Origin of the sequence: Streptomyces sioyaensis (assembly GCF_004122735.1) — a bacterium.
GTDB classification, from domain to species: Bacteria; Actinomycetota; Actinomycetes; order Streptomycetales; family Streptomycetaceae; genus Streptomyces; species Streptomyces sioyaensis.
This window is the reverse complement of record NZ_SDIF01000021.1, coordinates 41,591-67,845: the sequence shown is the minus strand read 5'-3', so window position 1 is coordinate 67,845 and position 26,255 is coordinate 41,591. Positions and strand designations below refer to the sequence as shown.

The window sequence follows — 26,255 nt, the reverse complement described above, 5'->3', positions numbered from 1 at the left end:
CGGCACGAGTCGAGGTCGATCGTGACCGGCGCGCCCCTCTCGTCCGGCTTCCGCACCCGCGGCAGCTTGTCCACCGGGATGCCGGCGCCGCCCACCCGGGCGGCCTCCCGCACCGCCGTGCACCCGTCCGGCCGACACCCGGATCCCCGGTGGACATGCCGCGGCGGCCGGACCGCCGTTGAATGCTGACTGTCCGCACGTGCCAGGAGGGCCGGCCCTCATCGGGAGCACGCAATGTCGTTGCCGAAGACCCCGAGCGTCCCCGCGTCCGGCACCCCCCGTCCCCGGGGGGCGCTGCGCCGCATCGGGGAGTGGTGCGCCCGCCATTTCGTCGTGGTCATCGTGCTGTGGCTGGCCGCCCTGGTCGGGCTCCAGGTGTTGCAGCACGCGTACGGCGGCGAGTACTCCGACGACTTCGCGCTGCCCGGCGTCCAGTCCACGCAGGGCCGCGATGTGCTCAAGAAGCACGAGCCGAAGGCCGGCGGCTACAGCAGCCAGGTCGTGCTGCACGACGCGGCCCGGCCGCTGACCGGGTTCCGCGGCCAGATCGACGGCGCCGTCACCGCCCTCGGCGAACTGCCGGAGGTGCTCGCCGCGCAGAACCCGCTGCCCGCGCCCGGCGCGCCGCCCGCCAAGCCGCCGCCCGGCACCCCGAACGTCGGCCCGCTGTCCACCGACGGCCGGACCGCGTACATCACGGTGCGCTTCAGCGTGCAGCCGTCCACCCTGAACCCCGACTATCTCGACGGTGTCGACGCGGCGGTCAAGCCGCTGCGCTCGGCGGGCGTGGAGGTGGAGTACGGCGGGCCGCTGGGCGAGCTGGCCCGGCCGGAGCCCAACGACCGGCTCAGCGAGATCATCGGCTTCGCGGTGGCGATCCTGGTGCTGCTGGTCGGCTTCGGGAGTGTGCTGGCGGCCGGGGTGCCGCTGCTGACCGCGCTGATCGGCGCCCTGTGCGGGGTGGCCTGTCTGGGGCTGCTGGCCGCCGTCTTCGTCTTCGCCACCGTCTCCCCCACGCTGGCCACGATGATCGGCCTCGGCGTCGGCATCGACTATGCGCTGTTCCTGCTCACCCGGCACCGGCAGAACGTGATGGACGGTGCGGACCCGGTCACCGCCGCGGGCCGGGCCGTGGCCACCAGCGGCCGGGCGGTGCTGGTGTCCGGCTGCACCGTGATCATCGCGCTGATGGGGCTGTGGGTCTCCCAGCTCTCCTTCATCGGCAAACTCGGGGTGGCGGCCGCCCTCACCGTGGTCTCCGCGGTGCTCGGCGCCCTCACCCTCGTCCCGGCACTGCTCGGGCTGATCGGGCGCCGGATCGACCGGCTGCACGTCCGCCGCCCGATCGCCGAGACCGACGCCGCACCGGGTGAGGAGGCGCGCGGCACCTGGCACCGGTACGCCCAGCGGGTGGAGCGCCGCCCGTGGTGGTACCTGGCGGCCGGGGTGCTGGTGGTGGTCGTCCTGGCGCTGCCGGTCTTCTCGATCCAGCTCGGGCACATCGGCGACGGCGCCGACCCGAAGTCGTTCACCGACCGGCGGGCCTTCGACCTGATGTCCTCGGCGTTCGGCCCCGGCTCCAACGGCCCGCTGACCCTGGTGATCGACGAGTCGGCCGTGCCGCAGGCGGACCGCCCGATGCTCGCATCGCAGGCCCAGAAGGCGCTCACCGATGTCCCGGGCGCGGCCTTCATCACCCCGCTGAAGGCCACCCCGGACGGCGATGTGCTCACCGGCACCGCGTACTCCACCCAGGCCCCGCAGAGCGCGGACACCACCGACCTGGTCAAGCGCCTGGAGCGCGACGTCCTGCCGCAGGCCGTACGGGGCACCGACGCGGACGGCTACGTGACGGGCACGACCGCCGGCCAGGTCGACTTCCTGGACATCGTCGCCAGCCGGCTGCCGCTGATCATCGCCGTGGTGGTCGCCCTCGCGTTCGTGCTGATCCTGACCGTCTTCCGGGGCCTGCTGGTGGCGGTGAAGGCGGCGGTGCTCAACGTCCTGTCGATCGCCGCCTCGTACGGGGTGGTGGTGGCGGTCTTCCAGTGGGGCTGGGGCGGTCCGGCGCTCGGGGTCTCGGGCACGGTGCCCATCGAGAGCTACGTCCCGATGATGATGTTCGCGATCGTCTTCGGGCTGAGCATGGACTACGAGATCTTTCTGCTGTCGCGGGTGCACGAGGCATGGCTGCGGACCGGCGATGCCAAGGCGAGCGTGGCGCATGCCCTGGAGATCACCGCCCGGGTGATCACCTGTGCCGCGCTGATCATGGTGAGCGTGTTCGCCGCGTTCCTCATCAGCGACAACATCGTGGTGAAGATGCTGGGCCTCGGTCTGGCCGTGAGCGTACTGATCGACGCCACCGTGGTCCGGCTGCTGCTGGTGCCCGCGACGCTGACGCTGCTGGGCCCGGCGGCCTGGTGGACGCCCCGGTGGCTGGACCGGATCCTGCCGCATGTGAACACGGAGGGCGAGGAGCAGCTCCCCAGGGGCGGGGCGGGGGCCGGCGGGGGCCCGCGGTAGGGCAGGCCGCCCCCCTTCCGATCTGCGAACGCCCCGGTATCCCGCGATCATCGAACCATGGGCCCCACCGCCGAGCACGGCTCGGCCTCGTACCCCGTGATCCGGCCGATGCTGGCCACGGTCGGCCCGCTGCCTGCCGCGGACGACGAGACGGCCTGGGCCTTCGAGGCCAAATGGGACGGCGCGCGCTGCATCGTCAACACCCCGGGCGACGGGACGATCCGCCTGATCACCCGGGCGGGCAACGACGCGACCGCGACCTACCCGGAACTGGGCCCGCTCGGTGCGCAGCTGCGCGGCCGGCCCGCGGTGCTCGACGGCGAGGTGGTGGTGCTCGACCCCCGCGGACGGCCCGACTTCGGGCTGTTGCAGCGCCGTATGGGCGTGGTCAATCCGCGGCGCACCGCCCGCCTGGCGATGGAGTACCCGGTGCACCTGGTCCTCTTCGACCTGATGTATCTGGCCGGCTCGCTGATGGCCGCGCCGTATTACGAGCGCCGGTCGATCCTGTCCGGGCTGGGGCTGCGCGGCCCGAACTGGTCGGCGCCCGCGTATGTGGAGGGCCATGCCCAGCAGGCGTGGGAGGCCTCGCTGCAAGGCGGTCTGGAAGGGGTGGTGGCCAAGCGGCTGACCTCCGTGTACCTGCCGGGCGTGCGGTCACCCGAGTGGCGCAAGACGAAGCATCTGCAGACCCTCGACGTGATCATCGGGGGCTGGACGGAGGGTCACGGCGGGCTGGCCGGGCTGCCCGGTTCCGTCCTGGCGGGCCTGGCGGAACCCGCGGGGCTGCGCTATGTCGGGTCCGTCGGTTCGGGGCTGTCCGCACGGGAGCGCCAGGAGCTGGCGCAGTACCTGGGCGTCATTCCGCTCGACCGGTCGCCGTTCCTCAACCCCGTGGACGTCGCGGGGGCGCACTTCGCCGAGCCCCGGCTCGTCGCCGAGGTCGCCTTCAGCGGCTGGACGTCGGCCGGCCGGCTGCGGCACCCGATCTGGCACCGGCTGCGGCCCGATCTCACCCGCCTCGGCTGAGGCGGGATATCCGCGCCGGTACGGGAAGGCTCGCCATGAGGACGCCGGCAAGCGCGACGGAAGGAGTCGGTGATGTCCCACCCCAGCAGCGACGGTGCCCCCGCGGACGGCGCGGCGGACGGCAACACCGGCTACGGCAGCAAGCCGTTCAAGCGCTCCAGGAGCCACTTCGCGGACCGCATCACCGCGGACGGCCGGGACGGCTGGCCGGTCGAGGCCGGCCGCTACCGGCTGGTGGCCAGCCGCGCCTGCCCCTGGGCGAGCCGCGCCGTCATCTCCCGGCGGCTGCTCGGCCTGGAGGACGCGCTCTCGCTCGCCGTCACCGACCCGATCCAGGACCACCGCAGCTGGCGGTTCACCCTGGACCCCGACGGCCGCGACCCCGTCCTCGGCATCCGCTTCCTCCGTGAGGCCTACGACGCCCGCGAGACGGACTACCCGGGCGGCGTCAGCGTCCCCGCCGTCGTCGACGTCCCCAGCGGGCAGCTCGTCACCAACGACTTCCAGCAGATCACGCTGGACCTCGCGACGGAGTGGACGGCGCTGCACCGGCCCGGCGCACCCGAGCTGTATCCGGAGCCACTGCGCGAGGAGATCGACGTCGTCATGGCGGGCGTCTACCGGGACGTCAACAACGGCGTGTACCGGGCCGGTTTCGCCACCGGGCAGGGCGAGTACGAGGCGGCCTTCCGCGATCTTTTCCGGCGCCTGGAGCTGCTGTCCGGGCGGCTGGCCGACCAGCGCTATCTCGTGGGCGACACGATCACGGAGGCCGACATCCGGCTGTTCACGACCCTGGTCCGCTTCGACGCCGTCTACCACGGTCACTTCAAGTGCAACGGGTTCAAGCTGACCGAGGACCGGGTGCTGTGGGCCTACGCCAGGGACCTCTTCCAGACGCCCGGCTTCGGCGACACCGTCGACTTCCACCACATCAAGCAGCACTACTACCGGGTGCACGCCGGCATCAACCCGACCGGCATCGTCCCCGTGGGGCCGGACCTCTCCGGCTGGCTGCTGCCGCACCACCGCGAGGAGTTGGGCGGCCGGCCGTTCGGCCACGGCACCCCGCCCGGCCCGGTACCGGCGGCCGAGGAGGTCCCTCCCAGTGGGCGCCCCGAGCACCTGCTGACCGGCTCCTGACCGCTCCTCCGTCACCGGCCGCCGGAGCTGCCCACCGCGGGCCCGACCGTGAGATCCTGAGAGCAGACAGCGACACAGACGGTGCGCCACGGGGCTTCCCGCGTACCCACCCGAGCGCCCGGCCTCCCGGTTCACCGCCGCGCTCCATCCGCCCCACGCGAGCAACGCGAGGAGTGAGCCCGATGAGGATGGTTCTGAAGGCCCGCATACCCACCCAGACACGGAACGAAGTGATCCGCAGCGGCCGTCTGCCGAAGGTCATGGAGTCGGCCCTCGCCGCCCTGAAGCCCGAGGCGGCCTACTTCACCCTCGACGACGGCGAGCAGACCGCATTCTTCTACTTCGACATGCAGGAGTCATGGCAGATGCCGACGCTCCTCGAATCGTTCTTCATGGACCTGCACGCGAAGGTCTCGCTGCAGCCGGTGATGACCGCGGACGATCTGCGCACCGGATACGGCGAGCTGATGAGCGGCACCTGAGCCACGAGCGCCCCGGGGCCCCGGCCGGCCCGGGCCCCGGCGCCCGCTCACTCCGGCGCGGTGTCCTCCGGCGCCCCCTGCGCCAGCCCGGCCAGGACGGCGAGCGCCTCGGCCAGGGCGTCCAGGGGCGGTGAGCCGAGCGCCAGCCGCACGGCGTTGGGGGCGTGGGCCGGGCCGACGGCAAAGGCGCCGGACGGGGTGACGGCGATCCCGCGGCGCGCGGCGGCGGCGACGAAGGTGTCGGCCCGCCAGGGCTCCGGCAACTCCCACCAGCAGTGGTACGCGTGCGGATCGGCGCGGACCCGGAAGCCGGCGAGGTGGGCGGCGACGAGGCGCCCGCGGGCCGCGGCGTCGCTGCGCTTCGCCGCTTCGATCGCCGCCGCGGTGCCGTCGGCCATCCAGCGGGTGGCCGCGTCGAGCGCGAAGCGGGACGCCGTCCAGGTGCCCGACCGGAGGGCCGTCGCGACGTCCGGTACCTGGCCCGCCGGCACGGTGAGGAATCCCAGGGACAGTCCGGGCGCGAGCCGTTTGGACAGGCTGTCGACGACCAGGGTGCGCTCCGGGGCCAGTGCCGCCAGGGGCGGCAGGTCGTCGCGGAGGAATCCGTAGATGGCGTCCTCGATCGCGTACAGGTCCAACTCCCGTAGCACAGCGGTGAGTTCTTCGCGCCGGCGGCCGGACATGGTGATGCCCAGCGGGTTGTGCAGGGCCGGCTGGAGGTAGACGGCCCGCAGCGGGGCGGCGGTGCGCAGCGCCTCGGGGGTCAGCCCGTCCTCGTCCATGGCGAGCGGGACGAGGGTGACGCCGAGGCGGGCCGCGAGGCCCTTCACCACGGGGTAGGTGAGCGCCTCGACACCGAGACGTTCGCCGGCCGGGACCAGCGCGGCGATGGCGGCGGCCAGCGCCTGCCGGCCGTTGCCCGCGAAGAGCAGCCGGCCGGGGTCCGGCGCCCAGCCCGCCCGGGCGAGGTGGGCGGCCGCGGCCTGCCGGGCGGCGGCCGTGCCCGCGGCGCCCACCGGAGGCAGCGCGGCGGCCAGGGCGTCGGGCCGCAGCAGCCCTTCGAGGCTCCTGGCGAGGAGTGCGGGCTGCTCGGGCAGCACGGGGAAGTTCATTTCCAGGTCGACCCGGGCCCGGCCCGGCTCGGCCAGGGCGGGCTCCGCCGGGGGCGCGGCGGAGCGGACGAAGGTGCCGCGGCCGACCTCGCCCACCGTCAGACCGCGCCGGTTCAGCTCCCGGTACACCCGGGCCGCCGTCGAGTCGGCGATCTGCCGCTGACGGGCGAACCGGCGCAGCGGCAGCAGCTTCTCCCCGGGGCGGAGCCGGCCCGCCGCGATATCGGCCGCGAGTGCGTCGGCCAGCGCCCGGTAGTCATGCATGACTCACTCCCCGCGTTCCCTCATTGCACCGAGTGCAATGTTTTCATTGTGCCGAGAGATTGCACCTCATAGCATCGAGACGTCAAGCCGCAGCAGAGGGGGCATTTCCGTGGGACCGTTCTTCCGCACCGAGATCACCGTGGGCTACGAGGACGAGGGGAGCGGTGAGCCACTGGTCCTGGTGCACGGCCATCCCTTCAACCGGTCCATGTGGCGCCCGCAGATCGCGCACCTCAGCCGGGCCGGATGGCGGGTGATCGCGCCGGATCTCCGGGGCTACGGGGAGAGCACCGTCGTTCCCGGCACCACCCCGCTGGAGACGTTCGCGCGCGACCTCCTCGCCCTGCTCGACCATCTCGGGATCGAGCGCTGCGTCCTCGGCGGCCTCTCCATGGGCGGCCAGATCGTCATGGAGTGCTGGCGGCTCTTCCCCGAGCGGATCCGGGCCGTGGTGCTCGCCGACACCTTCGCCGCCGCGGACACCGCAGCGGGCCGGGCCGTGCGCCGCGGCATGGCGGAGCGCCTGCTCCGCGAGGGCATGGCCGGCTACGCCCACGAGGTGCTGGACAAGATGGTGGCACCGCACCACCTCGACGCCCTGCCGGACGTCGCCGCGCACGTCCTGCAGATGATGACGTCCACGGCCCCCGAGGGGGCGGCTGCCGCCCTGCGCGGCCGGGCCGAACGCCCGGACTACACCGCGCAGTTGTCGCGGATGACGGTGCCGGCGCTGGTGGTGGTCGGCACGGAGGACACGTACACGCCCGTGAGCGATGCCCGCGCGATCCAAGCCCGGATGCCGGATGCCCGGCTGATCCTCGTCGAACGGGCGGCCCATCTGCCGAATCTGGAGCGGCCGGACGAGTTCAACGCCGCTCTGGAGAAGTTCCTCCGCTCCCTGCCGGCCGATGCCGCGGCGGCCGCCCCGGAGCCGCCCGGGGTTCCCGCGTGAACCGCCGCCGGACAGCGCCCCGCTATCCGGCCACCCGTCCGGAGGCCAGCAGCGCCGTGTGCGGCAGCACCAGAGCACCGTCGTCATCGGTGAACTCCCGTGCCAGCGCCTCGAAGTGGCGCCGGATGCGCTCGGTCGCGGCCGGGCCCTGACTGAGCACGGTCCGGCCGATGGTCGCCACTCCGGCCGCCGGTCCGCTCCACCACTCCTGCGGTGTCGTGCGGTGGTCCCAGGACAGCGGCACGCACTCCGCCTCCGCCAGGCCCGCGTCCCGCAGCAGACCGGCGAGGCCGTCGGGGGTGCGCGGGAAGTCCTCCTCCGGGGCGAGCGTGGGCAGCGACGGCGGCCGGGTCACCCCGGCGGCCTCCACGGCGCGGCCGAGCAGGGCCTGCCCCGGTGCGGCGGGGGCCGCCCAGACCGTCAGCGCGATCCGGCCGCCCGGCCGCGTCACCCGGCGCAGCTCGTCGAGGGCCGCCCGCGGCCGTCCGACGTGGTTGAGTACGAAGTTGCCGACGACGGCGTCGAAGTACCCGTCCATGAACGGGAGTTGCGGAAGCGCGGCGACCACGACGCGGGCGCCGGGCACCGACCGCGCGGCACGTCGCGCCATGTCGGGCTCGGCGTCCACGGCGACCACCCGTGCCCCGCGCGCGCCGGCGGCCGCGGCGGCCGAGCCGGTCCCCGTCCCGGCATCCAGCACCCGGGCACCGGTGCGCACCCGCGCGGCATCCAGCAGCCGCGGCACCAGATGGGCACACAACTTGGCGAAGCCGGCCTCGTACGCCGCCGCGTTCCCCGCCCACACCAGGCGCTCGCTCTCGTCGAACGGTGTCTGGGGCACCGCATCCCTCCTTCGGTCGGCACATCTGTCGGCAGTTCGGTCAGCGCATCGGACGGCACATCGGTCGGCACCATCCTCCCCCGCACCTCCGCCCCTCTCCGTGCTCCCGACTCCCGTCCGCCCCAAGGGTGTTACCCAGCCGTAACCTACCGATGGGTTACCAGAGGTAAGGGGCGGACCTTACTCTCCAGTCAACTCGGGCCCGTCGTACGCCCCCTCCTGTCCCGTGACAGCGTGCGGCCGGCCCGCTTCGAGATCTGGAGAGAAGATGAGGCCCTCCCGTACGACCCAGCGCGCCGCGGTCGGCACCGTTGCGGCAGCGCTGCTGGCCACCACGGTTCTCACCGTCGCACCGGCACAGGCGGCCACGCCGCCATCGACTCCCACCAGCACGTCATCGGGCAGCTCGGCCCCGGTGCGGTTCGTCGACATCGAGGGCGACGGCGGGGTCACGCTCAAGGCGAATGTCTTCACTCCGTCCGATGCGGACGGCATCCGGCGGTACCCGGTCATCGTGCTGCCCACCAGCTGGGCGACGCCGCAGATCGAATACATGGCGCAGGCCCAGAAGCTGGCCGACAAGGGCTATGTGGTCGTCGGATACAACACGCGCGGGTTCTGGCAGTCCGGCGGGGAGATCGACACCGCCGGACCGAAGGACGTCGCCGACGCCTCGAAGATCATCGACTGGACCCTGGCCCACACCCCGGCCGATCCGCGGAAGGTCGGTATGGCCGGGGTCTCCTACGGTGCCGGGATCAGCCTGCTGGCCTCCGCGTTCGACAAGCGGATCAAGGCGGTTGCGGCGCTCAGCGGCTGGGCCGACCTGGTCGCCTCGATCTACAGCGGCCGGACCGAGCACCGGCAGGCCGCGGCGTTCCTGGGCGGCACGGGTGAGCTGACCGGACGTCCCAGCCCCGAATTCCGCACGATCATGAAGGACTTCCTGGCCTCGAACCTGGACAAGGAACAGGACCTGATCGCGTGGGGGCGCAAGCGCTCCCCCGCCACCTATCTCGACAAGATCAACGCCAATGGCACCGCCGTCATGCTGGGCAACGCCTGGGGCGATTCGATCTTCCCGCCCAACCAGACCGCCGACTTCTACGAGAAGCTGACCGGCCCCAAGCGGCTGGAATTCCGCCCCGGCGACCATGCCACGGCCGAGGGGCTCGGACTGCTCGGGCTGCCCAACGACACCTGGACCGACACCCAGCGGTGGTTCGACCACTACCTCAAGGGCGCGGACAACGGTGTCGACCGGGAGTCGCCGGTGCTGCTCAAGTCCCGTTCCACCGGCGCGTACGAGGGCTACAAGAGCTGGAAGGACGTGCCGTCCGGACAGCGGCGGATCGCACTCGACGGCAGCAAGCAGCTCCACACCAACTGGGACTCCGGCGCCGACGGCGGGCTGGTCATCCTCTCCAACATGATGGACCAGTTCTTCCGGCTGCCGCCGATCGCCTCGATCCCCCTGCTGCCGCGCTCGGTGGCCGCCGTCTGGCAGTCCGAGCGCTGTGCGACCGGGCAGCGGGTCCGCGGCACCACCCGGCTGCACACCACCCTCAGCAGCACCGCGGAGAGCGGCACCGCCATCGCCTACCTCTACGACGTCGGCCCGCTCGGCATCGGCAAGCTGATCACCCACGCGCCGTACACCTTCCACGGCAAGACCCCGAACCAGCCCTTCGGCGTGGACCTGGATCTGTTCTCCACGGCCTACGACGTACCGGCCGGCCACCGGCTCGCGGTCGTCGTGGACACCGTCGACCCGCTGTACATCGAGCACAACCCCAGCGGCGCCCGGCTGACGTTCTCCTCCCCGGCGGACGATCCGTCGTATGTGTCGGTGCCGGTGCGCGACTAGGCGCCACCAGGGCCATTCCGGCCCTGACCCGTCGGAGAGGGACCAGGACGTTCCGTACGGCGCGGGGCGGGCGATCATGTGCGCCCGCCCCGCGCCGTGGGCGGCTGCGCTCTCAGGCCGACGGCGGCTGGGGGCCTCCCGGCAGCAGGGTGCCCGGCTCGGGGGCGGCCACCTCGACGGCTTCGACCTTGGGGTTGTGGCGCTGGCGCTTGGCCACCCAGTTGGCCAGCCAGGACAGCAGCATGCACATCCCGATGTAGATCGGCGAGATGATCATGACGACGGGGATGAACGGCAGGTCGTAGTCGAGGTTGGACGCGATGAGCTTGCCGGCGTGCAGGAATTCCTCGTAGGTGATGAGGTAGCCGAGCGAGGTGTCCTTCAGGGCGACCACCAGCTGGCTGATGATCGCCGGCAGCATCGCCCGGACCGCCTGCGGCGCCAGCACCTGCGTCATGACCTGCGTCTTGCGCATGCCCAGCGCATAGGCGGCCTCCCCCTGGCCGGGGTCGACGGAGTTGATGCCGCTGCGGAAGACCTCGGCGAGCACCGAGCCGTTGTAGAGGGTCAGCCCGGCCACCAGGGCGACCAGCGGCTCCGCCCGCAGCGCCACATAGATGAAGAAGATCATGACCAGTACGGGCATGGCCCGGAAGAACTCGACCACCAGGGTGCTCACCCAGCGGACGACCCGGTGCGCGGAGAGCCGGCCGGTCGCGAACACCGCGCCGAACGCCAGCGACAGCACGGCCGCGAAGCCGAAGGCCCGGAGGGTGTTGCCGAGGCCGATGAGCAGCAGCTCCTGAATTCCCTTGTAGGTGAAGGGACTCCACTTCGCCGCGGTGAACTGGCCGGTGGTGAAGAGGAGATACAGGATCCAGCCGAGCACCGCGAGGATCACCACCGTCGAGGCGATGCCGTAGAGCCGGTGCCGCTGCCGGGCCCGTGGGCCCGGGACGTCGTAGAGGGCGGTGGTCATCGGGCCGCTCCGTAGTGCTTCTCCAGCACGTGGAAGATCGCGCTGATGGTGAGGGTGACGAGCAGATAGCCGACGGCGATCCAGACGAAGGTCCAGATGATGCTGTAGCCCATCTCGCTGAGGGGTTTGTAGACCCCGAGCAGTTCGACGACGCTGAAGGCACCGGCGATCGCGGAGTTCTTGGCGAGCGCGATCAGCGTGGAGCCGATGGGCGGGATCACGGACCGGAAGGCCTGCGGAAGAACGATGTCGCCGAGGGTCTGCGGAAAGGACATCCCCAGGCTGCGTGCCGCCTCGCCCTGGCCGGTGGGCACGGTGTTGATGCCGGAGCGCACCGCCTCGCAGATGAAGGCCGAGGTGTAGCAGCCCAGCGCGAGGACGGCGAACAGCTTGAAGGGCAGGACCAGACCGAAGCGCGGCAGGCCCAGCACCACCGCGAAGAACAGCAGCGTCAGCGGCGTATTGCGCAGCACGTTCACCCACACCGTGCCGATGGCCCGCAGCGAGCCGACCGGGGCGACGCGGAACGCGGCCATGAGGAAGCCGAGGGCGAGCGCCAGCAGCGAGGAGTAGACGGTGAGTTCGACGGTACCCAGCAGGCCCTCCCCGTAGAGGGAGAGGTTGTCGAGAAGCACGTTCATCGGTCGGTTCCTTGGCGGGCTCAGGCCGCCGGGTAGCGGTCGATCGGGGGCGGCTCGGGGGCGGGCACTCCGGACAGGCCGAGGGTCGCCTCATAGGCCCTTTTCCAGTTGCCGTTCTTCTCGTTGGCGGCGAGGGCGTCGTCGAGGGCGAGGCGCAGTGCCCTGTCGCCGCGGGGGACGCCGATGCCGTACGGCTCCTTGGAGAACGGCCTGCCGACCACCTTCAGTTCGTCGGGGACCTTGGCGGCGTAGCCCAGGAGGATCGCGTCGTCGGTGGTGACCGCGGCGACCTGGTAGGTGAGCAGGTTGTCGACGCACACCGAGTAGGTGTCGTAGGAGACCAGGACCGCCTTGGGGTACTCGGTCTGGATGCGCTGGTAGGGGGTCGAGCCGGCCGCCGAGCAGACACGCTTGCCGGCCAGGTCCTGGGGGCCGTGGATGTCCTTCTCGTCGGCGCGCACCAGCAGCGCCTGTCCGGCCATGTAGTAGGGGCCGGCGAAGCCCACCAGCTTCTTGCGTTTGTCGTTGATGGTGTACGTGCCGACGTACAGGTCGATCTGGCCGTTCTGCAGGGCGGTCTCGCGGTTGGCGGAGGCGATCGTCTTGAACTCGATGGTGTGCGGCGGGAAGCCGAGCGCGGCGGACATCATCCTGGCGATCTCGATGTCGAAGCCGGCGTAACGGCCGGTGGCCGGGTCCTTCTCGCCGAGGTAGGGCTGGTCCTCCTTGACGCCGATGACGAGATGGCCGCGGCGCCTGGCCTTCACCCAGGTCGGGGAGGCGGGCAGCCGGAAGTTCTTGGCCACCGGGTACTGCGGGAGTTCGCTGCCCTTGGGGCCCTTGACCGGCGGGCTGCCCTCCCGGCCGCAGCCGGCGAGGGCCAGTGCGAGCACGGCGAGGACGAGGGCCGCCAGGGCGCGGCGCAGGGGCGAGGAGTGACGGTGCGGCATCGCGGCGCCCCCGTTCAGTGCTTGAGGATCTTGGAGAGGAAGTCCTTGGCCCGTTCGCTGCGCGGCGCGGTGAAGAAGTCCTCGGGGGTGCGGTCCTCGACGATGCGGCCGTCGGCCATGAACACCACACGGTTGGCGGCGGAGCGGGCGAAGCCCATCTCGTGGGTGACCACGACCATCGTCATCCCGTCCCGGGCGAGCTGCCGCATGACTTCCAGCACCTCATTGATCATCTCCGGGTCGAGGGCGGAGGTCGGCTCGTCGAAGAGCAGCGCCTTGGGTTCCATGGCGAGTGCGCGGGCGATGGCGACGCGCTGCTGCTGGCCGCCCGAGAGCTGCGCCGGATACTTGTCGGCCTGGTTGGCGAGCCCGACCCGGTCCAGGAGTTCGCGGGCGCGCCGCGCGGCCTCGTCCCTCTTCGTCTTGCGGACCTTTATCGGCGCGAGCATCACATTGGCCAGTACGGTCTTGTGCGCGAAGAGGTTGAAGGACTGGAAGACCATGCCGACCTCGGCACGCAACTGGGCCAGCGCCCGGCCCTCTTCGGGCAGCGGCCGGCCGTCCAGCGTGATGGTGCCCGACTCCACGGTTTCCAGACGGTTGATGGCCCGGCACAGGGTGGACTTGCCGCCCCCGGAGGGCCCGATGACCACGACCACCTCCCCGCGGCCGACGGTGAGGTCGATGTCCTGGAGGACGTGCAGTGCTCCGTAGTGCTTGTTGACCCCGCGCAGTTCAATCAGCGCATCACCGGCCATATGCAGACCTGCCCACTCTCATCCGTACAGCGCGGAGCCTGCAACGTACCGGGGCGAAAGGGGCACTTCTCCACTGACACGCACGTATGGCCAGAGATGGGCGGATAATTCAGGGTGACGGGGGAACTCCCGCGGGCTCGGTGCGGGCCGCTCTCCGGGCGGCCGCGGGGCCGTCCGCCGCGGCTGTGGCCGGCGGCTGTCGCGGCCGTCAGGTCTCGGAGACCTCGGCATAGAGCTGGGACAGCTCGGGGGCGCCGGAATCGGCCCAGTCATGGCCCGCCGCCACCACGTCGATCTCCCGGCCGGATGCCAGCCGGACCACCGGCTGCCCGTCCGGCCAGACGTACCAGACGGCGCCGCGCACCGTGCGGACCAGCACCGTGCCGAGGTAGAGACCGGCGTCGTTGCCGAGCCAGGGCAGCACCTCCGGATCGTCCCGCCAGACCGGCTGGAGCTGGTCCAACGCCTCCAACGACCGTACGGAGTCGTCCAGTTCGACACCCTCCCTGGCGGCCTGGGCCCGCAGCAGCTCGCACTCGGACAGCAGCTCCACGACGCTCTCGGGGTCGGCCCGCACCGACTCGGCGAGCGGTACGGACGGGTGGGCGTGCTGCCGCTTGCGCCACCTGTCCAGGAAAGACATGTTCATGGTGTGCAGGGTCCCACCCGACCTGTGGCCGGGGCCACAGGCGCGCGGCGCGGACCTGGCCCGTTCGTCACCTTGACGCTCCCCCTCCGCGTCCCTAACTTCAGTGCGCCCGGATCGGATCCGCTGGAGTCCACGGGAGCCCCTGCCCCGCGCCGGACCGGCTGGATCGCAGCTCCCACCTGCCCGTTGGCGCCACCCGGAGGGATACCGACCGATGCGTGTACGACGAGCGGCCACCGCCCTGACCCTGCTGCTCACCGCGACGGCGCTGCCGGCCACCGCGGCCGGCCCGGCCCGTGCCGCGCCCGCTCCCCCGCGCCCGCTGCCCCTGTCGGCGCTCTTCGACAACCGGGCGGTCAGTGACGACTCCCGACCGGGCGCGGCCGACTTCGACGGCGCGGGCCGCTCGCTGTCCGCGCAGGACCTGGCGGCGGCCGGCTGGACGCCCGGGAGTGCGCTGATGCTCGACGGCGCCCGGCTGACCCTGCCGCGTACGGCGGCCGGCGCGCCGGACAATGTCGTGGCGCACGGTCAGCAGGTCGCGCTGCGCGGCCGGGGCGAGGCGCTCACCTTCCTGGTCTCCGGAACGGGCGGCGCGGCCACCGGCACCGGGACCGTCCGCTACCGGGACGGCTCGCGCAGCAGCTACGAACTCACCGCGCCCGACTGGCGGTCGGGGCCGCTGAGCACCAAGGCGGTGGCGCTGCCGCACCTCAACCACGCCACGGGCGGACAGTCGGCCGAGACGGCGCGGTTGTACGCGGTGGCCGTCCCGCTGCGGGCCGGGCGGGCGGTGCGGTCGGTGGTGCTGCCGACGCGGTCCGCGGCCGGTGCGCTGCATGTGTTCGCGGTGTCCGTGCGGGACACCGGGCGCGGCCGGACCGGGAGTTGGGCGGCGAGCACGGCGGGCTACCGGGCCGTCGGCCCCTGGACCGACCGTACGCTCCGGCTGGTGGTGCACAGCGGCGCGGGCGGCCCGCGGGCACGGATACGGCTCGCCAACACCTTCGCCGCCGCGCCGGTGGAGATCGCGGCGGCCAGTATCGCGGTGCGCGGCGCGGGAGCGGCGGCGGTCGGCCCTCCGGTGCCGCTGACCTTCGGCGGCGGCCACACCGGGACCCGTCTCCCGGCCGGGGCCGAGGCGTTCAGCGATCCGGTGGACTTCACCGTCCCGGCCGGCACCGATCTGCTGGTGAGCCTCCATCTGCCGGGGACGGTGACGGCGGCGCCGGTGCACCAGGAGGCATCCCAGCTGTCGTATCTGAGCGCGGCGGGCAGCGGGGACCGCACCGCGGACGCCGGGGGCACGGCCTTCCCGGAGACGATGACGAGCTGGCCGTTCCTGACCGGCGTCGACGTCGGGGACGGCCCCGGCTCGGTCGTGGCACTGGGCGACTCGATCACCGACGGGGTGAAGTCGACCAGCGGAGCCAACCGGCGCTGGCCCGATGTGCTGGCCCGTCGCCTGTGGGCCCAGCACGCGCTGCCCCGCTACGGCGTGCTCAACCACGGCATTTCGGCGAACCGCCTGGTCACCGACCGCTATCAGGGCGACGGGGTGAGCAGCGACACCGGCGGAGTCAGCGCCGGGCACCGGCTGGAGCGGGACGTGCTGGCACAGCCCGCGGCGCGGACGGTGGTGGTGTTCGAGGGCATCAACGACATGCGCGCGGGAACCCCCGCGGAGGACATCGTCGCCGCCCTGCGGGCGCTGGCCAGGCGGGCGCACGAGCGGGGTCTGCGGGTGGTCGTGGCCACCGTCGCGCCCTGTGCGGGATACGGCGACTGCACCCCGGCCGTCGAGGCCCGCCGCCAGGCCGTCAATGCCTTCGTACGCGACAACGGCGGCGCCTTCGACGCGACGCTGGACTTCGACGCCGTCGTCCGCGATCCGCAACAGCCACGGCGGCTGCTGCCCGCCTACGACAGCGGGGACCACCTCCACCCCGGCGACGCCGGACTCCAGGCGCTCGGCGACTCGGTGGACCTCCGGGCGCTGGCCCCGGGGCCGGGCGGGCGATGACGGATCAGCCGCCGACGGCCTTGGCCCAGTTCTCGTCCATGGTGTGCAGCGCCTTGTTCAGCTGGGCCTCGGTCGGGAACTGCGGTGTGCCCTCGACCGTCGGCAGCCGTGCGGCCAGGGCCTTGTCGAGGGTGCCGTTCTTCGCCATGACGTCCATCAGCACCGGGCGGGCGTAGGCCACGAGGCGGAGGTTCTGGCCTTCCGGGCTGAAGAGGTACTCCTCCCACAGGCGCGCCGCGGCCGGGTGGGGGGCGCCCTTGTTGATCGCCTGTGCGTAGTACTGCGAGAAGCTGCCGTCGAAGGGAATGGACACCTTCCAGCTCACACCCGTCCGGCGGAGCTGGTCGACGTGCTCCAGGTTCAGGTAGTCCCACTCGATGCTGATCGGTGTCCTGCCCTTGGCGATCGCGGCCGGATTGGGCTCGGCCCGGTTGTAGTTGCCGACCTTGTCGAGCCGGGCGAAGAAGTCGATGCCCGGCTGGATGTCGTCGAACGACCCCCCGTTGGCGAGCGCCGCCGCGTACACGGCGGCGAAGGCCGATCCCGCGATCGTGGGGTCGCCGTGGATCGCGACCATGCCCTTGTACCTCGGCTGGAGCAGATCGGCGAAGGACTCGGGGCAGGTCCGCACGCGGGTGGCGTCGCAGCCGATGGAGACGTAGCCGCCGTAGTTGTTGTACCAGCGGGCCGAGGCGTCCTTCTGCTCCGGTGGGATCTGGTCGAACGGCGCGACCCGGTAGGGGGCCAGCAGTTTCTGCCGCGCCGCGGACTGGGCGAAGGAGTCCCCGACGTCGAGGACGTCGGGGGCGCGCTCCTGGCCGCGGTAGCGCTTCACCGCGTCGATCTCCTGCTGGCTGTGGCCGTACGGATTGTCGATGACGACCTTGATGCCGTACTTCTTCTCGAAGCCGTCGATCAGCGCGCCGTAGCTGGCCCACTGGCGCGGCAGCGCGATGGTGTTGAGCCTGCCCTCCTTCTTCGCCGCCTTGACCAGTGCCGCCATCCCGCCCGCCGCCGCGGCGGAATCGGCCCGGGAGGGCTCGACCGTCCGGGTGGGTCCCTCTTCCTGGCAGGCACCGAGACCGAACGCCGCAAGACCGAGACAGCACAGGAGAGCGCCTGCGCGGACCCGATGATGTGCCGTCACGACGCCTCCAGCAGGGGCAGGTGGGGGGCGGTCCGCCGGGCGGGCGACGGAGACGGACCGGGGCAAGCCATGACATGCAGGAATGACCCGAAACAGCCTACTTCGCCCCCTCGCGGGCCTCCGTCAGGACGGTGCCCGGGCCAGGTCAGGCGGCGAGTAGGCGCCTCGCCCGTCCGCGGGCAACCCGCCCGTCCCCGGGTGTGGGAGCCGTGCCCCGGCGTCCTCACTCCCCACCGGGCTCCCCGTGGTGGAGGAAGTGCTCCAGCAGCTCCTCCTCCGAGGGCTGGGCATCGGGGCCGATCGCCTGAGTGGCCCAGATCGTCTTGCCTCTGGGGGAATAGCGGGTGCCCCAGTGTTCGGCGAACCGCGCGACGAGGAAGAGACCGCGGCCGTCCTCGTCGGTGGCCTTCGCCTGGCGGATGTGCGGGGAGGTGCTGCTGCCGTCGGAGACCTCACAGATCAGGGTGCGGGTGTGCAGGAGCCGCACGTGGATGGGCTCGGCGCCGTAGCGAATGGCGTTGGTGATCAGTTCGCTGAGGATCAGCTCGGTGCCGTAGGCGATGTGCTGCAGACCCCAGTCCGCCAACTGGCGGACGCAGGCGTTGCGGACCGGACTCACCGCCGCCGGGTCGCGGGGCACGTCCCACTCGGCGACCTGCGCCGGGTCCAGCCGCCGGGTCCGGGCCACCAGCAGCGCGACGTCGTCGGCGGACCTGGCGGGCAGCAGCGTCTTCATGACCGTGGTGCAGGTGTCCTCCGGCGTACGGTCCGGTCCGGCGAGGGCCGCGCGCAGTGCGTCCAGCCCCGCGTCCAGGTCGCGGCTGCGGCTCTCGACCAGTCCGTCGGTGTAGAGCACCAGCCGGGAGCCCTCCGGCAGCAACCGCTCAGCGGTCTCGAACGGCAGGCCGGCGCCCAGCCCCAGCGGCGGGGAGACCGGCGAGTACAGGAACTCCACCCGCCCGTCGGGGTGGGCCACGGCCGGCGGCAGATGGCCGGCCGTGGCCGCCGTGACCCGCCCGGAGACGGAGTCGTACACGACGTACAGACAGGTGGCGCCGGTGATCGCCGAGCCCTCCTCGGTGCCCGCGTCCTGGACGTCCATGTGGGTCACCAGCTCGTCGAGGTGGCCCAGCAGTTCGTCGGGGGCGAGGTCCAGGGCCGAGAAGTTGTGTACGGCGATGCGCAGCCGGCCCATGGTGGCCGCCGCGTGCAGGCCGTGCCCGACCACGTCGCCGACGACCAGCGCCACCCGGGCGCCGGGCAGCGGGATGACGTCGAACCAGTCCCCGCCCACGCCCGCCTTGGCGGGGAGATAGCGGTGCGCCACCTCCAGGGCGTCCTGGCCGGGCAGGCCGCGGGGCATCAGGCTGCGCTGGAGCGTCATCGCCATCGCGCGCTCGCGGGTGTAGCGCCGGGCGTTGTCGATCCCCACCGCGGCCCGCCCCGCCAGTTCCTCGGCGAAGGACAGGTCCTCGTCGTCGAACGGCGGGGAGCTACCCGACCGCCAGAAGTCCACCAGCCCCAGCACCACCCCCCGGGCGCGCAGCGGCACGACCGCCAGGGAATGCACCCCGTGGTCCAGGATGCGCCGGACGCGTTCCGGGTCCTGGGACCGCCACCCGGCAGAGCCGGCCAGGTCCGGCTCCACCGCGGAGCGGCCCTGGTCCACCCGCGTCGCCATCGGGGTGCCCGGGGCGAACCGGATCAGCTCGCCGACGGGGTGGAGCGGATGGTCCGCGGCCAGGCCGGCGATGGCCGTCCGGCGCAGCTCGGTGGCCGACGCGGCCGGCTCCTCGCCCTTCAGGACCGGGTCCAGCAGCTCGACGGTGACGATGTCGGCGAACCGGGGGACCGCCACCTGCGCCAGTTCCTCGGCGGTGCGCTCGACGTTCAGCGTGGAGCCGATCCGTACCCCGGCGTCGTAGAGGAGCCTCAACCGCTCGCGTGCCACTTCGGCACGCCCTGACAGCCACCTCAGTTCGGTGGTGTCGCGCAGGGTCACCACGCTTCCGTGGTGGGGTCCGTAGGGGATGGTGGACCGCTTGTTGAGGGCCAGCAGCCTGTCGTGGACCAGGTGCACCTCGTCGGTGGCGCTCCGGTCCGAGGCCATGAGTTCGGCGGTGCGATGGTCCAGCCCCAGGTCGCCGACGTGGCGTCCCTCCGCGTCCGCGGGCAGGTCCAGCAGCCGCCGTGCCTCGTCGTTGGCCAGCAGCAGCCGTCCGCCGCGGCCGACGATGAGGACGCCTTCCCGCACCGCGTGCAGGACCGCATCGTGATGCTCGTACATCCGGGTCATCTCGGCCGGTCCCAGACCGTGGGTCTGCCGGCGCAGCCGACGGCTCACCAGCCCCGCGCCACCCCCGGCGAGTGCCAGCGCCCCGACCGCGGTGGCCAGGAAGATGGGCAGCTGCCGGTTGACCGACTTCTGTACCTCTTCCACCGTGACCGGTGCGGAGACGATGGCGATGACCTTGCCCGAGGGGTCCTTGACGGGAGCCGCGGAGATGACGGAGAGGCCCAGGGCGCCATGGAAGGTCCTGGTGAAGGGCTTGCCCCGGGCGGCGTCGGCATACGGGCCGATGACGTGCTTGCCGATCTGCCGCGGGTCACTGTGGGTGAGGGTGATCCCGTCGAGCTTGTACACGATGAGGGCGTCGACGCCGGAGGCCTTCCGGGCCTCCTCGGCGAGCGGCTGAAGTTTCGCGGTCGGATCGGGGCTGTTCAGTGCCTCCTGGAGCCCCCAGGAGTGCGCGAAGGACTCGGCGGCGGCGAGTGTCCGGTGCCGGGCGTCGGTCATGGTGTCCCGCCGGCTCTGGATGACGATGGCCACCACGGCCGCCGCGACGAGCAGCACGACGAGCACCAGCTGGAGGAGGAAGATCTCCCGGGCGACGCTGTGCGTGCTCCAGGAGGACCGTACGTGCGGCGGGCCTCCGGCCCCCGCGGCCCGTTCGTCCTGCCGGTCGCCGGCGTCACTCCCGGCACGGGCCGCGCCCGGAAAAGCGGAACGCCCGGGTACGCGGCTCAGCCAGCGCCGCAAACGACCCGAGTGTCCGCTCATGATTCACATTTATCCTGCTTTGCCTGGGCACTGGCAAGGCGTGCTACGGCAGCTGCCCCAAGGGCGGCGGGGCGAGCACCGGAGCCGGGCGCCTGCACGGCGCGCGCCCGGCCTCCCGACACGCCACCGAGCGTCCGCCCGGCAGCGAGCGAAGCGGCGGCCCGGGGCCTGGCCGCCCCTGACCCATCGGACCGGTCCTACACGTCGAGATCCACCACGACCGGTGCATGGTCCGAGGCGCCCTTGCCCTTGCGCTCCTCGCGGTCCACATAGGCGTCCGAGACGGCCTTGGCGAACGGCTCGTTGCCGTAGACCAGGTCGATGCGCATGCCGCGGTTCTTGGGGAAGGCGAGCTGGCGGTAGTCCCAATAGGTGTACGGCCGGTCGTACTTGAGGGGGCGCGGCACCACGTCCGACAGACCCGCCTCGCGCAGGGCGGCCAGCGCGGCCCGCTCCGCGGGGGTGACATGGGTGGCACCGACGAAGACGGCCGGGTCCCAGACGTCCTCGTCCGTCGGTGCGACGTTGTAGTCGCCGAGGACCGCGAACGGGCGGGAGCCCGCCGCGTCCTCCGCGACCGCCGACTTCAGCGCCTCGAACCAGCCGAGCTTGTAGGTGTAGTGCGCATGCTCGACCTCGCGGCCGTTGGGGACGTACACCGACCACACCCGGGCCGGGCCGCAGGTCGCCGAGACGGCCCGCGGCTCCTGCACGCCGTCGTACTCCGGGCCGCCGGGCAGCCCCATGACGACGTCCGCCAGCCCTACCTTGGACAGCACGGCCACGCCGTTCCACCGGCCGTCGGCGTTGACCGCGGCCTCGTAGCCGAGCTCGCGCAGCGGCTCGCTCGGGAACTGCTCGGCGGTGCACTTGGTCTCCTGGAGGCACAGCACGTCCGTGCCGCTGCTCTCCAGCCAGGCCAGCAGCCTCGGCAGGCGGGCGGTGATCGAATTGACGTTCCAGGTCGCGATGCGCATGTCTGTAAACCTACAGCGGGGGACCGACAGCCCGGCCGTCAGCCGAGTGCGGTGCCGCTGCCGGGGGTGAGCCGGCCGTGATCGGTGCCGCCCAGCTTGTCGATCATGGAGTCGTAGATCGGGCGGGCGTGGTCCTGCAGCAGGCTGTCGTGGATGTCGATGGCCCGCCGCGGCGCGACCGCACGGACGTAGTCGATGACCTCGGCGACCTTGTTCCAGGGGGCGTGCACGGGCAGCAGCAGGGTGTCGACGGAGCGGCCCTCCGGGACGGTCAGGGCGTCACCGGGGTGGAAGACCGCGCCGCCGTCGAGGAGGAAGCCGACATTGGTGACGCGCGGGATGTCGGGATGGATGACGGCGTGCAGCTGACCGTGCACCTCCACGTCGAAGCCGGCCGCGGTGAAGGTGTCGCCCTCGCCGACCGTGTGCACCCGGCCGGGGAACGCGGCCGAGAGCTGCTCGGCGACGCTGGCCAGGGTCCAGATCTCGGCGCCCGGATTCGCCTCCATGCCCGCCCGCAGCCGGCCCTCGTGGAAGTGGTCCATGTGCTCATGGGTGATCAGGATCGCGTCCGCGCCGACGGCCGCGTCCTCCTCGCTGAACACCCCCGGGTCGATGACCAGCGTCCGCCCGTCCTTCTCCAGCCGGACACAGGCATGGGTCTTCTTCGTGAGTTCCATACCTGCCATCTTGCCGTGGGGCACGGGCCGGTGGCACGCACCGGGCGGGCCGGTACGGCGTCCCGCCGGCGGGGCCGCGGCCGCCGCCCGGCTCAGGCCTCCGGTGTCGTCTCCTCCCGGATCACCCGCTGGGCGACCGCGAAGGCGGAGTTGGCCGCCGGGACGCCGCAGTAGACGGCGGTGTGCAGCAGCACTTCCTTGATCTCCGTCGGGGTCAGGCCGTTGCGCAGGGCCGCGCGGGTGTGCAGCGCCAGTTCGTCCTGGTGGCCGCGGGCGACCAGCGCGGTGAGCGTGATGATGCTGCGGGTGCGGCGGTCCAGTCCCGGCCGGGTCCAGGTCTCGCCCCAGGCGTAGCGGGTGAGGAAGTCGTGGAACTCGCCCGTGAAGTCGTCGGCGGCGGCCTCGACCCGGTCGACATGGGCGTCACCGAGCACCTCACGGCGGACCTTGATGCCCGCTTCGTAGGTGGCGCCGCGGTCCTGCACGGGCCCGGCGAAGCCGGACTCTATGGCGGCGGGCGGCGCCTGCGGGGGCGGCGGGGGCGCGATCTGCGGCTTGGGCGCGGCGGCGCCGATCGCGGCCTGACCACCGGGGCCCGGCTTGTCGTGCCAGGCACTGGAGAAGTGCCGGATGAGGAGTTCGGTGACGGCCGAGGGCTGCTCGACGGGTGCGAGGTGAGAGGTGCCGGGCACCAGCGCCAGGCTCGCGTCCGGTATGCCGGCGACGAGGGTACGGGCGTCGGTGGTGGGCGTGACCTGGTCCTCGGAGCCGACGACGACGAGGGTGGGGACCCCGATCCGGCCGAGGGAGGACCGTACGTCGAAGGACGCCAGCGCCTCGCAGGCGGCGATGTAGCAGCCGGGGTCGGTGGTCCGCACCATCTGGACGGCCCATTCGACGATGGCGGGCTGGGCGCCGGCGAAGCCCTGGGTGAACCAGTGCTCGGGCGCGGTGCGGGCGATCGGTTCGAGTCCGTTGGTGCGGATGACCACGCCGCGCTGCCGCCAGGCGTCGGCGGTGCCGTAGCGCGGTGACGTGGAGACCAGCGCCAGCGAGGTGACCTGGTGCGGCCGGGTGAGCGCCAGCTGGGTGCCGAGGGCGCCGCCGATGTTGCAGCCGGCGTAGCCGAAGCGGTCCACGCCCAGGGCATCGAGGGTGGCCATCAGCCGGTCGGCCAGTTCGGCGATGGAGGACGCCGCGTGGGCGGGCGAGCCGCCGTGTCCGGGCAGGTCGAAACGGATGACGCGCCAGTGGCGGGTCAGCTCGGGGATTTGCCGGTCCCACATGTGCCAGGTGGTGCCGAGCGCGGCGCCCAGTACCAGGACGGGGGCGTCGTCGGGACCATCGATCCGGTGCTGCAGGGTCTTCTCACTCACCCGGCCAAGCTACCGACTCTTTGACACGATCCTTACACCCGGGTCAGAAAGAGCCGTCGAAGCATGACCGCCGACCGCGCCCGAAGCGGGGTACGCGCAGGTCAGGGACTCATTGTGGAGACTACGTGGACGATCGCGCGACCACGTTCGTCGTAGCTCGCCATGATCCGCTGGTACGGGTGCGGTGCCTTGCTCGTGATCAGGGCCGGGGTCTTCCGGCCCGGAGAAGCGGCGTTGCGGGGGTGGGCGCGGACAGCTCACTCACGCCCTGCACGCTCTGAAATCTCACAGATGCAGCCGCAGCGCGGGGGCGCACGGAAGCGCATAGGGAACTCGCAGCGCTGGAGCCGTCTTTGGGTGCAGGGCGGGACACCCGCGCTCGCGCAGCCGCCCCCGGCGCCGCAGACTCCGGGAGCCGAGGGCGGGCAGTGAGATCAGTGCGACCCTGTGCTCAGGGTCGACCTCGGTGCTGACCGGATTGCGCTCCGCCCGGCTCGGCAGGTCGGCGAGGAAGACGCCGACGTCCCGGTCGCCGTCTTCCGGACGGGTGCCGACGCCGGGCGATCTCGGAGGGCAGGCCCGGGCCTGCGACCAGGACGAGCCGCAAGTTCCTGCCGTTCGTGTCCGCGTCGGGCCGCCTCATACACACTCGTCCTGCCGCCAGGTAGGCCTCGGTGATGTCGTGCCTCGTCCCTTCCCCCAGGCTGCCACCATAGGGAGGGTCCGCCCGTTCACCCGTTCGACAGCACGCCGCGCCTGCGGGCCGGGGCACCCTTAGCGTGCTGACTGTGGGACCCATTCTTCCGAAGGTCGAGGGACGCGGCGCCGCTGCCTGCCTTTCGGTCTCGAAGCGAAGACCCCAGAAAGATCGCCCTGGTCTGCGATGGCCTGCCCGCCGCGCGTAGAAGCTCCGCCGGAGCATTCCGGCGGGGCTTCTCGTCTCACGCTGCCCCGGCGACGGTACTGCCGACTGTCCGAGGAACCCTCGATCGGGCTGACCCCACACAGCGCTATCAGCGTGCGCGGAGTTACGCCGGCCGCGGTGAGCATCTTGGCCGTCGCCGCGGAGGACTTGCGGGCCACGTCGGCGAGGAACAACGGAACGTGGCGCGGGCTGAGGATCTCCAGTCGCTTGGTGTCGAGCACGGGCACGAGGGAGAGCCGTATGTGCGTCGCGTACTTGCTCTGTACGTGCTGCGCTTCCAGTTGGGCTTGATCACGTTGTCAAATGTGCACGGGCTGCCGGAGGCCGTCGGGGGATCGTCAAAGTGAGAGACCCAAGCTGCATGGCTCGTGGCGGTGGGGGGTGCTGGGTTACAGCCCGCAGGAGCCGCGGTCGAGGTGGAAGTACCGGGCGTTGGCCCAGCGGCACAACCGGATACCGACGATGACGCCGACGATGGTGATCAGGGCAGGTAGGTATCCGCTGGCGACCTGGATGATCGGAATTGCCGGGCACCCGCCGGAGATCGCCCAGCCCGTACCGAACAACACCGCGCCGGGGATCACGCCGGCGTGGATGCGTCCCGGGGTGCGGCGGACCCGCAGCAGAGCGAACGCGCACACGAGGATCGCCACAGCACCCGTGAAGGAGAGGAACATGCGCAGGTCTTGGAAGGTGAACATGCGGTTCAGCTCAGCGAAGTCGCCGAAACCGATGTTGGTGACGGTGTAACCGAGAGCTAGTCCGGTGATGATGTTGGCCAGCAGAATCGCGCCCCGAGTACGCATCAGATCACCTTCCACAGCAGGAACGACACCGCGACGGCGGTGCCGAAGAACACGGCGGTCGCGACGAGGCTGACCGGCCGCAGCCGGCCGCAGCCGCTGAGTCCGTGGCCGGAGCTGCACCCACCGGCCAGCCGAGTGCCGAAGCCGACCAGAACACCTCCCACGAACAGCATGGCGACCATGGGGGTCGAATCGGCGGTGACCAGGTGCCGAAAACCGGGGCCCATGTCGTAGCGGAGGTGGAACCGCCCGGAGGCGACCGCGGCGATGAACCCACCGAGGAAGATCGATATCAGCAGGGCAGCCTGAGTGACCAGCGGAGCCGGGCGCAGGCTCGTGGCTGCCGGGCGCTCACTCGCTGCCGATTCGGCGTTGGCTTCGAGCGGCTGCGACTTCTCGTACGGTTCCTGCGGCACGGTGGACGCGCCGGTGCCGGTGCCGAAGTGCTCCGCTGTGGCTGCGGCAAGCGCCTCGACCAGCGCTTGATCGTCGGCGAACTCCTCGTCCATCCGTTCGAGCTCGCGTTCGCGACGCCAGTGCAGCACGCGATCCCACGCGGCCGACACCCCGAGAGACCGATCAGTGATGAGGGTGTGGTTGATGGTGACCAGAGCGAGCCCGATAGCGCCCGCCCACCAGGGCCAGTAGGTACTCATGCGGGTCCTCTCATCCAATCGGCAAAACGAGCCCACCAGCCGCGCTTCGGGGCGGGCGCGTGCCGCGATTGTCGAGCGAGGCTTTCTGAAGATCGGTCGGCCTGTGGGGGCGGTGACGGCCGGTCATGCCAGACATCTGCTGGTGGAGGTGTGGCTCCGAACTGAGCCATGGCTTCCGGTGTCGCGGTTCCAGGCCCCGACTGTGACTGCTCATGCGGCTGGGTCGGTGCTGGATGGGGCCAGGGCGCGGGCTCCGGTGACCCCGGAGTGGGGCGTGGCGGCGGGGACTGTCGAGGGGCGGCCGCCGCGCTGGTGGCGCTGGATCGGCCCGCCTCGGCCGGGGCTTCGAGGTGTCGCGCGCTGGCCCCGTTGGGCAGCAGGCTGATCGGCACGCGCTCGCCGGTGAGTGAC

General features: G+C 71.9%; 21 protein-coding genes. 7 read left to right on the top strand and 14 right to left on the bottom strand.

Going from position 1 to position 26,255, the window contains the following annotated elements:
* The first annotated feature begins 234 nt into the window (after positions 1-234).
* From EST54_RS10525 to EST54_RS10510, 4 genes are all read left to right on the top strand, one after another.
* Positions 235-2,526, top strand: coding sequence for an MMPL family transporter (locus EST54_RS10525; RefSeq protein WP_129247334.1), 2,292 nt, complete (start codon positions 235-237; stop codon positions 2,524-2,526).
* 57 nt (positions 2,527-2,583) lie between these two features.
* Positions 2,584-3,555, top strand: coding sequence for a non-homologous end-joining DNA ligase (gene ligD, locus EST54_RS10520; RefSeq protein WP_129247333.1), 972 nt, complete (start codon positions 2,584-2,586; stop codon positions 3,553-3,555).
* 72 nt (positions 3,556-3,627) lie between these two features.
* Complete coding sequence (locus EST54_RS10515; RefSeq protein WP_129247332.1) at positions 3,628-4,698, top strand: glutathione S-transferase family protein; 1,071 nt, start codon at positions 3,628-3,630, stop codon at positions 4,696-4,698.
* Between the two features lie 182 nt (positions 4,699-4,880).
* Positions 4,881-5,180 carry a hypothetical protein gene (locus tag EST54_RS10510; protein ID WP_129247331.1) on the top strand — a complete coding sequence of 100 codons (300 nt, stop codon included), beginning with the start codon at positions 4,881-4,883 and terminating at the stop codon, positions 5,178-5,180.
* A gap of 47 nt (positions 5,181-5,227) precedes the next feature.
* On the opposite strand, the gene EST54_RS10505 is transcribed toward EST54_RS10510, so the two are convergent.
* Positions 5,228-6,556 carry an aminotransferase-like domain-containing protein gene (locus tag EST54_RS10505; protein WP_129247330.1) on the bottom strand — a complete coding sequence of 443 codons (1,329 nt, stop codon included), beginning with the start codon at positions 6,554-6,556 and terminating at the stop codon, positions 5,228-5,230.
* A 109-nt stretch (positions 6,557-6,665) separates the two neighbouring features.
* On the opposite strand from EST54_RS10505, the gene EST54_RS10500 reads away from it, so the two are divergent.
* Positions 6,666-7,508 (top strand): alpha/beta fold hydrolase, encoded by an 843-nt coding sequence (locus tag EST54_RS10500; protein WP_244942487.1) that lies wholly within the window; start codon positions 6,666-6,668, stop codon positions 7,506-7,508.
* Between the two features lie 22 nt (positions 7,509-7,530).
* Here the strand turns inward: EST54_RS10500 and EST54_RS10495 are convergent, their stop codons facing one another.
* On the bottom strand, positions 7,531-8,349 hold the full coding sequence (locus EST54_RS10495) for a class I SAM-dependent methyltransferase (protein WP_129247328.1): 819 nt from the start codon (positions 8,347-8,349) through the stop codon (positions 7,531-7,533).
* Between the two features lie 268 nt (positions 8,350-8,617).
* Here EST54_RS10495 and EST54_RS10490 point away from each other — a divergent pair, with 268 nt between their 5' ends.
* Positions 8,618-10,216 (top strand): alpha/beta fold hydrolase, encoded by a 1,599-nt coding sequence (locus tag EST54_RS10490; protein WP_129247327.1) that lies wholly within the window; start codon positions 8,618-8,620, stop codon positions 10,214-10,216.
* Positions 10,217-10,328: 112 nt separating this feature from the next.
* Here EST54_RS10490 and EST54_RS10485 read toward each other — a convergent pair whose 3' ends face one another.
* From EST54_RS10485 to EST54_RS10465, 5 genes are all read right to left on the bottom strand, one after another.
* Positions 10,329-11,195, bottom strand: a complete 867-nt coding sequence (locus EST54_RS10485; protein WP_129247326.1) for an amino acid ABC transporter permease — start codon at positions 11,193-11,195, stop codon at positions 10,329-10,331.
* Positions 11,192-11,836 (bottom strand): amino acid ABC transporter permease, encoded by a 645-nt coding sequence (locus EST54_RS10480; RefSeq protein WP_129247325.1) that lies wholly within the window; start codon positions 11,834-11,836, stop codon positions 11,192-11,194. The genes EST54_RS10485 and EST54_RS10480 overlap by 4 nt, the downstream gene beginning before the upstream one ends.
* Positions 11,837-11,856: 20 nt before the next feature.
* A complete protein-coding gene (locus tag EST54_RS10475; RefSeq protein WP_129247324.1) occupies positions 11,857-12,786 on the bottom strand; it encodes a glutamate ABC transporter substrate-binding protein in 930 nt (309 codons plus the stop codon).
* 14 nt (positions 12,787-12,800) lie between these two features.
* A complete protein-coding gene (locus EST54_RS10470) occupies positions 12,801-13,544 on the bottom strand; it encodes an amino acid ABC transporter ATP-binding protein (RefSeq protein ID WP_129247323.1) in 744 nt (247 codons plus the stop codon).
* A gap of 208 nt (positions 13,545-13,752) precedes the next feature.
* Positions 13,753-14,193: a DUF6278 family protein gene (locus tag EST54_RS10465; protein WP_129247322.1), complete on the bottom strand. Its 441-nt coding sequence runs from the start codon at positions 14,191-14,193 to the stop codon at positions 13,753-13,755.
* A gap of 214 nt (positions 14,194-14,407) precedes the next feature.
* Here EST54_RS10465 and EST54_RS10460 point away from each other — a divergent pair, with 214 nt between their 5' ends.
* Positions 14,408-16,216, top strand: a complete 1,809-nt coding sequence (locus tag EST54_RS10460; protein ID WP_129247321.1) for an SGNH/GDSL hydrolase family protein — start codon at positions 14,408-14,410, stop codon at positions 16,214-16,216.
* Between the two features lie 4 nt (positions 16,217-16,220).
* Here EST54_RS10460 and EST54_RS10455 read toward each other — a convergent pair whose 3' ends face one another.
* The 7 genes from EST54_RS10455 to EST54_RS10425 form a co-directional block, all read right to left on the bottom strand.
* On the bottom strand, positions 16,221-17,363 hold the full coding sequence (locus EST54_RS10455; protein WP_372448157.1) for an ABC transporter substrate-binding protein: 1,143 nt from the start codon (positions 17,361-17,363) through the stop codon (positions 16,221-16,223).
* Between the two features lie 223 nt (positions 17,364-17,586).
* The gene (locus tag EST54_RS10450; RefSeq protein WP_244942486.1) at positions 17,587-20,424 is read right to left on the bottom strand and encodes a SpoIIE family protein phosphatase/ATP-binding protein; all 2,838 of its coding nucleotides are present in this window, start codon (positions 20,422-20,424) and stop codon (positions 17,587-17,589) included.
* Between the two features lie 197 nt (positions 20,425-20,621).
* Positions 20,622-21,401 (bottom strand): exodeoxyribonuclease III, encoded by a 780-nt coding sequence (locus tag EST54_RS10445; RefSeq protein WP_129247320.1) that lies wholly within the window; start codon positions 21,399-21,401, stop codon positions 20,622-20,624.
* A 38-nt stretch (positions 21,402-21,439) separates the two neighbouring features.
* Positions 21,440-22,081 (bottom strand): MBL fold metallo-hydrolase, encoded by a 642-nt coding sequence (locus EST54_RS10440; RefSeq protein ID WP_129247319.1) that lies wholly within the window; start codon positions 22,079-22,081, stop codon positions 21,440-21,442.
* Positions 22,082-22,173: 92 nt separating this feature from the next.
* Positions 22,174-23,457: a bifunctional 3-oxoadipate enol-lactonase/4-carboxymuconolactone decarboxylase PcaDC gene (gene pcaDC, locus EST54_RS10435; protein ID WP_129247318.1), complete on the bottom strand. Its 1,284-nt coding sequence runs from the start codon at positions 23,455-23,457 to the stop codon at positions 22,174-22,176.
* Positions 23,458-24,771: 1,314 nt separating this feature from the next.
* Complete coding sequence (locus EST54_RS10430; protein WP_129247317.1) at positions 24,772-25,188, bottom strand: YeeE/YedE thiosulfate transporter family protein; 417 nt, start codon at positions 25,186-25,188, stop codon at positions 24,772-24,774.
* Entirely contained in the window at positions 25,188-25,844 is a 657-nt protein-coding gene (locus tag EST54_RS10425; protein ID WP_129247316.1) for a YeeE/YedE family protein, read from the bottom strand. The genes EST54_RS10430 and EST54_RS10425 overlap by 1 nt, the downstream gene beginning before the upstream one ends.
* Positions 25,845-26,255: the final 411 nt, after the last annotated feature.